This is a genomic window from Pedobacter duraquae (genome assembly GCF_004362245.1).
GTDB classification, from domain to species: Bacteria; Bacteroidota; Bacteroidia; order Sphingobacteriales; family Sphingobacteriaceae; genus Pedobacter; species Pedobacter duraquae.
The window spans coordinates 150,723-165,248 of the sequence record NZ_SNWM01000004.1; the positions used below are offsets into that span (position 1 = coordinate 150,723).

Annotated in this window: 13 protein-coding genes; 1 reads left to right on the forward strand and 12 read right to left on the reverse strand. The window is 40.9% G+C overall.

The window, feature by feature from the left end:
* The 10 genes from CLV32_RS16205 to CLV32_RS16245 form a co-directional block, all read right to left on the reverse strand.
* Positions 1 to 777 (reverse strand): hypothetical protein, encoded by a 777-nt coding sequence (locus CLV32_RS16205; protein ID WP_133557426.1) that lies wholly within the window; start codon positions 775 to 777, stop codon positions 1 to 3.
* A gap of 19 nt (positions 778 to 796) precedes the next feature.
* Positions 797 to 1,555 (reverse strand): hypothetical protein, encoded by a 759-nt coding sequence (locus CLV32_RS16210; protein WP_133557428.1) that lies wholly within the window; start codon positions 1,553 to 1,555, stop codon positions 797 to 799.
* 34 nt (positions 1,556 to 1,589) lie between these two features.
* Complete coding sequence (locus tag CLV32_RS16215) at positions 1,590 to 4,343, reverse strand: hypothetical protein (RefSeq protein WP_133557429.1); 2,754 nt, start codon at positions 4,341 to 4,343, stop codon at positions 1,590 to 1,592.
* A 2-nt stretch (positions 4,344 to 4,345) separates the two neighbouring features.
* Positions 4,346 to 4,831, reverse strand: coding sequence for a DUF4280 domain-containing protein (locus tag CLV32_RS16220; RefSeq protein ID WP_133557431.1), 486 nt, complete (start codon positions 4,829 to 4,831; stop codon positions 4,346 to 4,348).
* A 22-nt stretch (positions 4,832 to 4,853) separates the two neighbouring features.
* Positions 4,854 to 5,762: a hypothetical protein gene (locus CLV32_RS23370; RefSeq protein ID WP_243732337.1), complete on the reverse strand. Its 909-nt coding sequence runs from the start codon at positions 5,760 to 5,762 to the stop codon at positions 4,854 to 4,856.
* Positions 5,763 to 5,772: 10 nt separating this feature from the next.
* The gene (locus CLV32_RS16230; RefSeq protein ID WP_133557433.1) at positions 5,773 to 7,185 is read right to left on the reverse strand and encodes a T6SS phospholipase effector Tle1-like catalytic domain-containing protein; all 1,413 of its coding nucleotides are present in this window, start codon (positions 7,183 to 7,185) and stop codon (positions 5,773 to 5,775) included.
* A gap of 1 nt (position 7,186) precedes the next feature.
* The gene (locus CLV32_RS16235; protein WP_133557435.1) at positions 7,187 to 8,245 is read right to left on the reverse strand and encodes a DUF2931 family protein; all 1,059 of its coding nucleotides are present in this window, start codon (positions 8,243 to 8,245) and stop codon (positions 7,187 to 7,189) included.
* The gene (locus tag CLV32_RS23130) at positions 8,242 to 8,415 is read right to left on the reverse strand and encodes a hypothetical protein (protein WP_166641961.1); all 174 of its coding nucleotides are present in this window, start codon (positions 8,413 to 8,415) and stop codon (positions 8,242 to 8,244) included. The genes CLV32_RS16235 and CLV32_RS23130 overlap by 4 nt, the downstream gene beginning before the upstream one ends.
* A gap of 1 nt (position 8,416) precedes the next feature.
* A complete protein-coding gene (locus tag CLV32_RS16240; RefSeq protein WP_133557437.1) occupies positions 8,417 to 10,255 on the reverse strand; it encodes a type VI secretion system Vgr family protein in 1,839 nt (612 codons plus the stop codon).
* A gap of 77 nt (positions 10,256 to 10,332) precedes the next feature.
* A complete protein-coding gene (locus CLV32_RS16245; protein WP_133557439.1) occupies positions 10,333 to 10,512 on the reverse strand; it encodes a hypothetical protein in 180 nt (59 codons plus the stop codon).
* A gap of 176 nt (positions 10,513 to 10,688) precedes the next feature.
* Between CLV32_RS16245 and uvrA the strand changes: the two genes are divergently transcribed.
* A complete protein-coding gene (uvrA, locus tag CLV32_RS16250; protein WP_133557441.1) occupies positions 10,689 to 13,235 on the forward strand; it encodes an excinuclease ABC subunit UvrA in 2,547 nt (848 codons plus the stop codon).
* A 1-nt stretch (position 13,236) separates the two neighbouring features.
* Here the strand turns inward: uvrA and CLV32_RS16255 are convergent, their stop codons facing one another.
* Positions 13,237 to 13,758, reverse strand: a complete 522-nt coding sequence (locus CLV32_RS16255) for a hypothetical protein (RefSeq protein WP_133557442.1) — start codon at positions 13,756 to 13,758, stop codon at positions 13,237 to 13,239.
* A 59-nt stretch (positions 13,759 to 13,817) separates the two neighbouring features.
* The gene (locus CLV32_RS16260; RefSeq protein ID WP_133557444.1) at positions 13,818 to 14,441 is read right to left on the reverse strand and encodes a chloramphenicol acetyltransferase; all 624 of its coding nucleotides are present in this window, start codon (positions 14,439 to 14,441) and stop codon (positions 13,818 to 13,820) included.
* Positions 14,442 to 14,526 lie beyond the last annotated feature (85 nt).

A 14,526-nucleotide genomic window follows, 5' to 3' on the forward strand; every position in this document is an offset into this window, starting at 1 on the left:
CTACAGCACGATTGTTAACGGTGATGCAGCAGATTTTTTATGGAAAATGATATATTCAATAAAAGCGTCCTCCGGATTTGTACTATCTATGTATATTCCGGGAGCATCTTTGATCTTTTGTAAGCCAACCAATTTTTTATTGTCGTAAAAAGCAAGTTTATAGTGTTGCATTGGATACAGTTTAACCTGCTGATGATTGATACCCTTAAGATAACCCGCCTCCTGCTTGTTTCTGGATGCTTGGTCTACATAAAGTGATGTAAAGATATTTTCTTGCCGCTCAGCGGTAAGGGCTTTGTATTTGGATAAATCATTTGTCCGCATCGCTTCAGTATATTCGCGGTAAGCATCCTCCATTTCCTTCCTAAGGATCTCTTCGTTATAATTGTCCAGACTTACAGAATTAGCCAGGCTAAGCGTATATGGAACTTCTGCTGTAAAACTTTGCTGATGTAGGAAAATACCTGTTTTATTATCGCTGAGTTGCATATTCCTGTAATCTAGTACAGCGGTGCGTTCCCTGGGGTTCCCCTTTTCATAACGTTCAATTTTCAGTTCTACCGATGCGCCCTCCGGAAAAGGTTCACCGGGTTCTACACATAGCATACGTAAGGAAAGATGCTGCAAACCACTTTTCGGAATAAAACTATTTATGTTAAGTCGGAAGGCTGTTGCGCCTACATTATAATAGAAATAAAAAGGGATATCATTTACAAGGAGTTCAAAGAAACCACCTTTGGCATCGATATATAATTCGTAAATAGGTCTTGTGCTCATAAAAATCTATATATTGATATTAATTTCCAAATTCCGGTAAATATCCTTTGGTATCCGGATTTATAAAGGCATGAACAAGTGTAATATAGCTCATTGCACCATCTTTATTAAAGCTAAGTTGAACAACCTTATCCTTCATTCTCCATTCGTAAGAATCTGCCCGTCCATCTCCCTGAGGGCTTGCTTTGGCCGATGTGTTTTTATACTTGGCATTTATCAATTCAACGAGCTCGTGATATGTTTTCTCGGTAACACCACTGAGTTCATCACTCTGAAGACGGAGCCTGATCAGCTTTTGCTTTTTTGTGGAACTAGTGAAAACCTTATTGAAAATGATATTCTCTTTTCCCCAATAACCGAAAGCACGCAGGTCAGCGTCTTTTAACCCCAGCACAGGAACGGTACGGTCTATAGTGGAGGTATCGCCATACATCTGCCCTTTGTTAATGACATCTACATTTCGTTTTGCATATCGATCAATCATGCGCATATCAGAAATGTTATACAAAGCAAATCGTTTGATCACTAATGGTTTATCACCGTTATACTTGATATTGTATGCTCCCATCTCATAACTTTTAAGATAGGCAAGTTTTTCAAATAACTTATCTAAGTCGGCCCGTTCAAAATCAATCTTTTCCAGATCCATCAGTTTACCACGTTCAAGGGGTGTTAGCGAAATCTTATCACCGCCTGTTGATTTGTTAGCTTCAGGCACACTAACCGGCGTACTTTTTTCCTCAGCACTTTTTTTATTGTTACTTTGGCAACTACTCATACTTATAAGGGATAACATCGCGATTAATAGTACGCTATTTTTTATTCTTATCTTCATCATCGTCAGTTTCATCATCTGTGTATATTTTTTTCGGGCCATACCATGTCTTTTTATCCAGCAACACAAATTCCTTACTCGCCTTCACATCAACCTTTTTGTCGGATGTTTCCTTCCAATCCGGATTAATCACTGTTTTTTTCCTACGTACAATTGCTGCATAAACCTCAAGATTGGCTTTCATGCCAGTAAATTCAACCGTTACTGTTTTGAACATTCCCTGTTTATCCGAATCCCAGGCTTCCTTATATTCGACGCCACCACCGATGGATGCTTTTGCTTTAAATGTCTCCAACGTTTCTTCAGTGACATCACCGCGGACAACACTGGCAATTACCGTTCCTTCATAATCGACACCTGCTTCGAGTGTGGCCTTCAAAAGCATGGTGATTTCGCGCTTAGCCTTCTCATCCCAACCATCCAGATCGTGCCAGCCAATGGAAAGTTCGGCCGCAATTTCTGCTTCAAGTTTAAAGTTGAAATAGATATCAAGCCCATCGATCGCATATTCCAGCGCTTTAATGATCCATTCGATCGCAGTACCAACAGCACCAGCTAATTTTGATGCTATTGGAATCAGATCCACAGTAATGCCGATACCAATGAATGGCTTTAATGCAACGCCTCCTTCTATGCGTGTTCCGATTTGCCCGGCGAACTTTGGCGAAGTTGCCAATGCATGTTTCCATTTCAGCGCGAAAGCAACGTTTGGGGGGTCGATATTGAATTCAAACTTCCTGACAGATCCAGTGCGTATCGCTGCTGAATTTCTTGATGCTGTGGGTGAGCGTCCATCGAAAACCGCCAGCCCATTATATACAGAGTTAAATGTCGCAACTGTTTTTTTAACTGCCTTTTCAATTTTGTAACCAGCCTGGAATGTATTGCCGCTCGTTGTAGCAGTAAGTGTAACATCTACGCCTACTTTAGACTCTGTTTCGACTTTGGCTTCCAGTGTTTGTCTGGTATGGGCAAAAGCAAAATTATTATGATATCCTCTTAAGTCCTGCCGCGACGACTCAAACTTAAATACTGTTTTTTTCCATGCTGGGACAGCAACAAGTGCCGCCAGCTCCCATTCCATGTCAGGATATATCTTAACTTTTACAAGTTGGTTTGGATAGCGACAGGTACTTACTGGCAAATAATATGTTTGTACCTTATCACGGGTAAGCAAAAAATGATTCAGCACCCATAGTGCATTTACCGATGTGACATCATCTTTAGTTACCTTGCTTGTATATTTTTCTAGGAAGGTCTTGTTGTACACATAGCGCAGCATTAGCACTACCGTATCTTCTCCCTGAAACTTATAGTCGCGGTTCTCTATCCATTCCTGTACTTCGCTTACATCTTTAGATTCGCCACGTTGTCCATCTGGTACTACGTCCTGATCCTTCTTATCACTGATGTCAGGGCGAGTTACAAAAGCTTTACCTTCCAACCTCAGTGCAGGCATTACTTTATCCATCTGAAAAAGATTTTTCCGGGCACTGTGCTTTTCGCCGGCTGCCAGCAGCAAACCGTTACATAAAACCCCCTTTGTGGTCAGCGCCCCTACCTTAATTGTGATATCTTTTCGGACATCACCGGTGATTACATCAAAGGTTTTTGCCGTCTTATCAATCTCTCCATCGGTAGCATTCTCATCAAAAATAACAGAGGCATGGTCGGCATCATTAACAGTGATGGTTGAATATCCACATGGGTCAAATTCTTTGTGTGTATAGCGGATATCTCCAATATATTGAATCTGCTCGACTTTCGCCTGTTCAGTTCTTTGCAGGTAATGATCCATGAGTTCTTCAGATACCATAAATCTGCTGGAGATCGACTCCTTTTGATCTGTATCTTTAATTTTTAATACGTTCGTATCGTAGGTGATAAGATCTTTGGTTGGCTCAGCCCCAAAATTCTTAACTTCTACGCGCTGCAGGGAGATCACCTTACCACTCTTGGATTTTATCTTTTTATAAACTTCAACGGCGACTGTGAAATTTTTTTGTTTATTCTCCCCTTTTTTCCAAGCGATATCAATCGGAAAGGTTTGTGCATACGTGTAGTTGAAATTATTGGCACTCGTGGAACCGTCTATTGCAAAGGATTTTGGTTTTTCCCAAAGATTCGCTGACCTTAACGCCTCAGTATCTCTTAGCGCAGCCGATTTATCTGCATCAAGGAGATAAATCCATCCTTCATAATCGTTATGTTTATCCAGGTTATATCCATGAAATGCCACCTGAACACTTATCATTTCACCATAACGACGCACACGTTCACTCTCATAGAAATACGCGAAATTGATACTATTTTTTCCTACAGGAAGAACATGAAAATAGAAGCCTGAACCTGGATTGTAGCTAAAAAGTTCAATCCGCTGTTTGAAGCCGAAATAAAAGTTGCTTCCCGATGGTGAAAATTTCAGACTGCTGCCAGTTTTATAACGGGTACCTATCCCCCATTTTTTCACAGATTCAGCTCCCGGACCGAGTTTTGCCCATTGCGGCTCTCCACCTTTTTCTACTGTAGCAAACAATTCATTATAGATCACTGACCAACGGGCATTTGCAACTGTAGTTTTTTTGTTTTTATTATCGGCGTCAACACAAGTCTCATCTACAAGAAACTCATTTGTATCCTTGTCATACAGGTAATACGTTTTTCCCAGCTCGCATCTGGCAAGTGGTCCGCCGTTAGTTTTCCAGTAACAATGGTTAATTCCTCTAGACATGCTTATTGTACATTTAAAAATTGATAAAGGTCTTGTTTGTCCAGTTCTTTCATGTTGACAAGTGGGTTAACCTGTGAGTCTGTCTCTTCATCTGCATTTTCGATATTTTGCTTAGATGGGTTTGCTTTCTGCCCGGTTTTTACAAATGATATACAAGGCGAGCCGGCAATTGTGCAGATCCCTTTACTATCTTCCACAAGCACCTGTCCGTCATTGATCAATACCATATCTTCATACATTCCATTCCATTTATTAAGTGCAGGAATACAAGGGGCGTAACTACTTCCTCGTGGTTGCATTTTACATTGCCCAAAGGTATTTTTCTCAAACGTCATACCCACGTCTACGTGTGAGGCTATTAGTTTTTCACCACCTTCCTTATCGTTTACGTAGTGTTTTTGTTGGGTAAGCACCTTTAATTTATCTGTCTGGTCGCCATACTGGCACTTGCAAGTGGCTCCCTGAACTATGATTTCTTTTTGCGACATACAATTTTTTTTACGAATCCTGCTAACCCAGAATTCTTTCCCAAAATCCTTTTTTCTCTACTACCGGTTGTGTTGCTTGGACTGCCATATTATCCACAACATTTATTTTTTCAGAGCCTGTATTAATTTCATAAGCCGAAAACTGAATTCGTCGGCCTGCGTTAATTCCACTACGATGATAAATTCCCCAATTCACAATGACATTTTTCAACAATCCTCCATCCCTATCCAGATCAAATTTCGCGTTTATAAGCACTTGTGTACTCCGGTCATTCCACTTTATTTCATCAGGAATGGCGTCTGCTGCTCTAAAGTTTACTTGATAAGTATTGTAATCAGTATAGTCTGGTGTTAATAGCTGCTTACCAGAAAACCTCGTCTTTTGATAGGGTACAATTGGAAAATAAAAATCTACATCCAGGCTCAGCCCTTCACCATAGTTTAAATATTGTGGGTGAAAAAATGCTGACCAAAACATATCAAGTCCCAAGGCACGTTCAACTTCTGACGGATCAGATAGGCTAGCATTCATCTTCTTGATAAAAAGAGCTGTGTAATCTCCAGCATATTTGTCGGAAAGCAGTTCTGCTTTATCGGCCCATCTTTTTACGATCTCCCCGTGATTTACAATTCCTCTAAAAATCTCATTTTTAAAATTTACATCGACCTTCACGGGATACAACGCTGACATAGCCAAAGCGGCAAGCTGTTCGCTAATCAGGTCTGGTTCATGTTGATTGATAAAAAGTTCCTTTCTATCAATTGTCAATTGCCATGTGCGATCTTCATTTTTATACTGTTCAATGCCAATAACAACCTGAAAATCTACCCTTTTTGAAGGAACAACCTGATCCTCGTCAAAATACTTAATGCTAACGCCGTAAGTCCTTTTGCTGCGCGGTTGAGGTCTAAATGTGATGGGATTTTCCATTTTTGGGCGGCTAATAGTTAATCCGTTTATTGTCTTTTGTTTGATCCATGCCTATACCTTCCCTTTTGGCCGACCAATGTAAATACTTGCTTCTAAGTACCCTAAGGTCTTTTTGGATTTCCTGTTCACGTTGTAATGCAGCTTTGTCCTGTGCGGTTTGCGCGGCAGCTATTTTTTTATTGAGTTCCGTAGTCGTTTTATAGATCAGTGGTCTGCCATTGCCCATCACATACTCTCGGAGATATCCTTTCATCCTGCCTAGTACTGGGTGGGCATCAATTTTATATTTACCTTCAGCGGCTGCGCTGGTTAATGGAAGTTTAGTTTGTTCGGCGTATTCAGCCATGAACTGCAGTGGGATATAACTATACTCCTTCCATACCTTTTTACGATCCCCTTGTAATGCGAAATACGCAAATCCTCCGGTTATCGAAAGTTCCTCCTCAGTAAACCAATTTTGCTCAATTAAATTTTTCTTGAATGGATACAAATTGCTCTTCAATGTCCATGATGTTTCCAGTTCATAACGTATCTCCCTTGCTGTTTCATAACTTCCGCCAACATCACTATGAACGCCTGGCAGGTTTCTCTCTTTGCCGATATGTGTGTGTGTTAGTGAGAAATTTTGACGATGCTCGTCCTGAGCAGTAAAGTGAATAACCTTTTGGGCTCTGCCGATTTCATTTAGGTGCAACTCAGCTACGTCATTGAAATTTGGCGTTGCTGTAATACTGGTTGAATAGGAAGAAACAGTATCAAAAATTCCAAGAAACCGTACTTTGATCATATCGGGGGTCACCTTGATGCCAGCAGCAGCTAAATTTCTTCCCAGTTCACCACAGGCGGGGAATTTCTTTTCGTTCGTAAAATACCCGTCAGCGTCTGTCTTTAACATAGTCCCGCTTTGCGGATTCACATAAATAAGTGCTTCATAGGCATCTTTACCAATCTCATACACAAAATTTCTGGCTGCGGCAGCTCCCCTGCTAAATCCAAAAACATCGAATGTTATTGACCGGAGTTTGGCTCTTTTGTTTACGCTGATTTTGGGAACCAAAAGTTTCTCAACCACATCTTTGCAGCCTTTTCTGACCTTTCCTCTGATACCTGTAGCTCCAGAACCAAATGCGTACCCTATAGTATCATCGCCTTTTCCACTAACTGTTCCTATACCTTCAACATATATACACTTGGATTTGTCGTACAGACTCCAGAGCCTAGCAACATTAGAATGATCGTTGTAGTAACTGCTTTCGTCATCATCCTTACCATATTTATCAAATGATCCATTGGTAGGTTTATTGCGTTGGTCGGTATTGTCCTTATTATTCTTTGTGCCATCAAAAAACATCCCAACAACTATATCCAGATAGGTGTTGGTGTTAGCAGGGGGCGTATATGATTTTAACTTAATACTTGGCATATTAGTTAGTTAAATTTTCACTTATCTCTATTTTTCCAGATACGATTTTAATGCTGTCGTGTTCGTCCTTAAGTACTATAGCAGCTGCGCTATTGCTTTCATTGACGGTAATGACCATATCAATCTTCGATGTGTTACCTAGCTGTTTAAAAGCATTGATAATCTCCTTTTCATTAAAAGGTTCCACACCCACAGCATTCTTATTTCCAGCTTTATCTTTCCAAATCAGCGTAATGGATTTCGGAGCGGCTCTTGACATATATTGATTTTCGACAAGCTCATCACCAAAACGGGTTTCAATTTCGCCGTTAAAATATTGGTACACCAATACGGCCTCTTTACCACCTTTAGGTAAATGGATTTCCGGTCTCCAGTTAAATCTTTCCCGATATACTTGATAAACATTGGGCTCTGGATATCCTTGACTAGCAATTTTCGCTTTGATTTCAGGTTTCATAATGTTTTTATCAGCTAAAATGCGAGGGATAAAATCATCATCGAACATATATTTTGCATTTTCATAAGCGTCTTCCTTTTTAATGACAGTGTCTACAGCCTGATAAGAACCGACCTCGGTTTGAAAACCTACACCAGACAGCCATACCACAACCAGTCCTTTTGGAGCTAAACCAACCTTGATCATATTGTATGTACCTTTCTGATGTGTAAGATCATTCACATAGCCCTCACGGAATAGTTTGGCAATCTTATCTTTGTCCAATTTCCAGCTACCTGTATAAAACTTTTTCTCAACAAGCGACATCCATGTGAATTTCAGGGAGTCCGGAGCGTCCATTTGTTCTCGATCAATGCTAAATACACCCCCAGTCTCGCCCCATCCGGTATTCTGAGTTCCCCACATTTCGTCAAACCGAAATGTAAAATCATCAGCAATAATAGCACCATCATATACTTCCATTGGGTATTCTTCAGGTGCAGAAACAGTACCCGTCCAGTTAAATTTTTCGTTCATCTTTTGTGCTTTGCCTTTATTCTTACAACCTGCTACCGTAATTAACAGCAGCACGAACAGGAAACAGATATTTCTATGTAAATTCATGACTTGTTTCCGCTAGATACAATTTTTTTATTGCTTGCCAGATTCAGTATGCCCGAAGTGGCTTCCACATTCATGCTATGAACTAGTTTTTCAAGCTTGTTCACTACAACAAGCTGATATTTCTGACTCACCACAATCTTGATGTTTTTCGCCTGTTTAGTAATAGCCATACTAGAAAAGATTAGATTTCTCTGCACTATTAAGCTCCACAACTTTGCCGCTTTGCATGGTCATATTCTCCTTTGAGCTAAACAAGCTAATCTCTCCGGCTATCTCATTAGATACTTCGGCCTGCCGGCTGAAGTCCTTAGTAGCGAGTTCAGTTCTGTTGTTAGAAGTTTCAGACAGATCACCTACTGCACTTAATGAATAGTTGTTACCCGCGGTAGTTGCAATATCTTTACCAACATTAACTGACTGATTTTGTCCCACCTGTACGGACATATTTTCGGAAACATTAATCGTCATGTTTTTACAATTCAAACTCATGTTTTCCAATGCTGTAATGGTAATATTATTACCCTTGGTATCGATATGGATTATGTTCGCATTGATGTCTGTGATCTTTATGCCCTGGGACCCCTCGTTATCATCAAATTCAATTAAATGTCCGCTACGAGTAGTCAGGCTCTTCAGGTGATTTTTAATCTGTGGATTGCTGTCAACATTACTTCTGTTATATACACTACCCATAACCACAGGTCTGGCAATATTACCTTCCTCGAAACCAATAATCACCTGGTCACCAATTTCAGGTACAGCGAAAAATCCTCTATTAGCACCTCTGTCTCCTGTACCAGCATTTGGTGTTACTACCCGCAACCATTCCGTAACGTCATTAGTTTGACATTCCCATTTAAATTTGACTTTAATTCTTCCCAAGCCATCCGGGTCCTCATTTTCAATTACATCAGCTAACTGCATGTCTGGATTAGGTTTTTCAAAGTTTTTCACCAACAAGCGCTCCGTCGTAGACACTAGTCCTTCGAACGTGTTTGAATATTTGCCAGTGCCGGTGATATTATGATGTACGCTGGTGATCAAGAATTTACCAAGACTCTGTGTAGCGAATGATAATTCCTGACGGAGGCTCATGCTAATCTCAGCAATTGCTCCTATGCTTAACTCGGCGTTGTCTCCACTCGCATTTACCTTTAGCAATTCACTCACGTTGGCTTTTTCTTCGTTTTCTACCAGACTCTTAATGTCGCTGGAATTGTCTACACGTATTGGAGCGGGTTGATTATAGGTTTTGCTGTACATGAGATTGGATACTTCAACAGCATGGGTTAAATCTGGCGAGCCACTCGTTTTCCCTGTACTTTCACTATGCAGCATTTCATCGCCTTTTGAACTATAGGCAAAACGTTTATATTTAATCGGAGCAGCCTCCATTGCATATTGCAGATTTAAAACATCCCGGCCATAAAAGAGTGAGACTTCCTTCTGCTCATCGGGTTTACCAAAATTAAGCTGGCGACCATCGTAATAAAACCATTCAAAATATTCTCCGGATAACCGATTAAGGAAGTTAAAGTCGCTCTCCCGATATTGGATTACGTAATCAATAGGCTCCGTTCTGCTAGCTTTTGATACTATGGTAAGATCGTTGCCAGATGTATCTTTCGTGGCTTGTTTAACGATATCGTCAAGGGTCTTATTGAGATACGATCCGAGATCGGCACCTCGGTCGATCAAAATTGTTGGGCTATACCCACTTACAATTAAAACACCATGGTAACCATGTGTCTGCGATAATTCAACTTTTGTTACCAGACCCGAAAAATGTTGTAATTTATCATTCAAATAACCGAATGAAGCTGTTAGAGTCTTTCCTACAAATTCACGACTGTCATCAAGGGATACCAAACCGGGCAAACCCATTTGGTCGTGACTAAATCGTAGCTCAAAGTAATGGTGATCATTAAAACTTTGCTGCAATGAGAAAGAAGCAAAATGTAAGATAGCTTTATTCTCTATGTTAATTTCGGTAATTAGTTTCTGTTCCATGTCAGGGATGTTAAACAAGTTAAGGATGTAGGTCAATCGACAATCTTAAAAAGACCGACCTAAATACCATTAGTTCTTTAATACGGGAGTTGGGATTTTCGCTTGGCCTCGCAATGGAGTTGATTCAATATACTATTGATTCCACGGTGGGTCGGAATGGTAACCGTACGGAGTTTCGCCGTCGGACTTAACGAAAAGGCACGTTGGAGTACATGGTACACCCAGCCATAAAAGTTTAATCTAGCTTTGAAAGCCATAGTTTTAAAATTTTAAGGGTTAGAAAATGGAGCATTTGCTACATATCGGTTTAAAGATTGCGGCAAACGCCTAATTAAAACAACGGAAAATCGGAGAAATTGTTTCAGTTAAATTTGTTATGTGCCTTAAGATCCTTTGGGCTAAACAATATTTCTATCTTACCTGTTCGTAAGAGATGGACAGAGCAGAAAAAAGTCAAAGTTCTTTTATGGGATTCGTGACGGTAAAAGGAGCGAGAGAAAATAACTTAAAGGATGTATCTCTTAAAATTCCGCGAGATGCGCTTGTTGTTTTTACGGGAGTTTCGGGCTCGGGAAAGTCGTCATTGGCATTCGGTACATTATATGCAGAGGCGCAACGTCGCTACCTTGAATCGGTATCACCTTATGCACGCAGGCTTTTTAACCAGATGACCATACCTGATGTTGATGAAATAGACGGTTTACCACCTGCAATAGCATTGCAACAACAACGTGGTGGCTCTTCTACCCGTTCTTCTGTGGGTAGCGTAACCACCCTTTCTAATTTATTACGGATGCTTTATTCACGTGCGGGAGACTATCCAAAAAATCAGTCGATAATTTACGCTGAGGGATTTTCAAACAACACGCCCGAGGGGGCCTGCCCTGAATGCCACGGCCTCGGACGTATCTATGAAGTAACCGAGCAGTTGATGGTGCCTGATCCTACCCTTACGATAAGGGAACAGGCAATTGCAGCATGGCCTAAGGCCTGGCAAGGACAAAACTTACGTGATATTCTAATCACTATGGGTTTTGATGTTGATATTCCCTGGAAGAATTTGTCGAAAAAAGATCGTGAATGGATCCTATTTACTGATGAACAACCGGTTGTTCCGGTTTATCCTCGTTATAGCGCGGAGCAGGTACAAAAGGCAATTCAAAACAAAATTCAACCTGATTACATGGGCACGTTTACTGGTGCCCGAAGACATGTAATGCATACTTTTGCCAACTCGCCGAGCCAACTCATGAAAAAACGGGCAAAACAATATATGCGCAGTAACGAATGTCCGCTGTGTCATGGAAAACGGCTAAAACAAGAGTCATTGTCAATAAAATTTTGTGGACTTGATATCATAGAACTATCTGCAATGCCACTGGCAGCATTGCACTCACTGTTTAAGCCTTACGCTGTAGATAATGTTGACGGTTTTACAGGTAATGTAGATCAGAAAAACCATCCTGAAAAGCGCATCGTTGCCCAACGCATCGCTGAAGACATGGTTGCCAGACTAGAGGTCATGCTAGATCTTGGACTGGGATATCTTAGTATTGACCGGAATACCCCTTCACTTTCGCCAGGAGAATTGCAGCGTCTTCGTCTTGCCACGCAAATTAGATCGAACCTGTTTGGTGTAGTATACGTACTGGATGAGCCTTCAGCCGGCCTCCATCCTGCTGATACCGAAGCGTTGCTTCGTGCGCTCGACAGGCTTAAGGCTGCAGGGAATTCCTTGTTTGTAGTAGAGCATGAGATTGATGTAATCATGCATGCTGACTGGATTGTAGATGTTGGCCCTGGAGCTGGCAGTAATGGCGGAGAGATTATTTACAGTGGACCTGCTCTGGGATTAAAAGAAATAACACATTCGCAGACTCGAAATTTTATTTACGGTAATCGAAATATTTCGCGAAGAACACCGCGTATAGCTACAGACTGGCTTCAACTGAAAAGTGTTACGCGGAATAACCTTAAAAGCCTTGACGTACAATTTCCGCTTGGCGTTTTCACGAGTGTAACGGGAGTATCCGGCTCTGGAAAAAGTACGCTGGTAAGTCAGATACTCGTAGAACTTGTTTCAAAAAAACTTGGACTTAAAGCCGATTTAGCCGATGATGAATACATCAGTGATCTGGAGAATAATTCAACAGAGACCCTCGGAGGAGAAATTACAGCGGGTATCGAAAAGATCAGGCGACTCGTACAGGTTGATCAGAAGCCAATTGGACGTACACCACGCTCTAACCTCGCTACTTATACTGGATTATTTGATCCTATCCGGAAAATTTTTGCTGCTTCACCTGAAGCAAAAAAAAGAAAATATGATGCTGGTAGATTTTCATTTAACGTAGCAAAGGGACGTTGTCCGAATTGTGAAGGTGAAGGTTTCGTGATAGTGGAATTATTATTTTTACCGAGTGTGTATACCCCGTGTCCGATCTGTTCAGGAACACGTTACAATCCGAAAACACTTGAAATCAAATATGGAGATAAAAACATTGCCGAAGTATTGGGCATGACAGTAGATGCTGCCTGGGAGTTTTTTAAGTCAGAAGCTGTGCTAGCCCGTGGACTAGATATCGTTAGGCAAGTTGGCCTGGGATACTTAAAATTAGGGCAACCGGCTACGGAGCTTTCCGGCGGTGAGGCACAACGAATAAAGCTCGCTACCGAACTCCAGCGTACACAACATGGTAATACGCTGTATATCCTGGATGAACCTACTACTGGATTACATCCTGCAGATGTTGAGAAGCTAATGAAGCAATTAGATAAGCTTGTTGATCAGGGAAATACAATTATCGTAGTAGAGCATGATATGCACGTGATATCCGGGAGCGATTGGGTGATTGAGATTGGGCCAGAAGCCGGAGATAAGGGTGGTGAAATTGTTGGAGCAGGAGTTCCTAAAGATTTTTCCAAATTGGCAGGAAGCATTACTGCCCCCTACCTGGAAAAATATCTCAGGAGAAATTAATCTACAATCCAAACCGGTATCCCAAACGTAATGCAACTTGTCCAGATCTTGCGTAACCTGTATAATCTTCGTATTTTACACTTAAATCTATTCCCCTTGTCATCGCTATGCCAATTGCCGGGGAATAAACAAAGCTGGAGTTACCATTTGTTTCGATGCCGATGCCGGCATCAACTCCAATGTAAACCTGTTTATTGACGAAGTAGTTTAGTCCGGCTTTAATAGGTATCAATTCTAAGTCCTTTTCAATATCTCCGAAGTAAGAGAATGTAGGTGTTACGATTGCGGCATTGGTATGGTAACTAAAGTAATGTGTATAGCCGCTGTTGAGAGTTGCCGTAAACTGGTCGTTTAGAGTCTTTTCAATCCCTATGCCACCGCCAAGCACGAAATGACCACCTCCGATAACAGTTGTCCCTGGATTTATACTTGCCTTGATTGCCCAGCCTGTTTTCTCTTGCGCCTGTGAACTGATACTGCTCAATAGTGTGATCAATGTCGCTATTCCTAAAAATCTTTTCATATATATTTTTAAGGTGAGACAATGGAAATCAACTTTACCCCTATTATTAGATTTAAATTTTATTCATTCATGAGCGACTGTAGATTCTCGAAAAACAGCCCAACATGGTATCCATCAACGAGTGCGTGGTGTACCTGTATGTTAAAGGTCATATGCCTACGGCCATGTGACTCAACAAGCTTTCCTATAGAAAATTTTGGACAGCTATCGCCGGAACGCGAGTCAGAAGCCTGTGAGATTCCTGTGAAATCTATCCATGGTAAGGCAGAAAAATGGATGATGTTATCCACTGGACCCATGGTAAATAGTCCGCTGGTCTGTTTTACACGATTAATCTCAGCAACGGCAATTTGATTGAAAGTTTCAAAATCAACGTCAAAACGGATATGCGAAAAACCAAAGGACCTATCCTCGCGCATAATTGTAGCTGATGCGTCAATCCAGTCATAAACAAAAACTTCGTCAGCCTCAATTCTGTACCTCATATTATCTATCGCGTTTACCGCCAATAGTGTTTTGTGTAAATAGTAACTGAAAAACGGAACACCCATTGTTTTACAGCGTAAATAGGCCTTAGTACAATCAATGTTTGCTGTGACACCAAAATATGGTTGATCGAAGGTTTTAAAAAAATTGAAGTGTTCCTTTCTGTTCCAATCTTCGATATTCAATTTGTGCTTCATTTTTTTAATAATTTATCCGTTGGGTTACTAAAACAAAGGGCAAAGCTAAGGAATCCAGGGTGAGATAGCATATATCGGCCTAAAA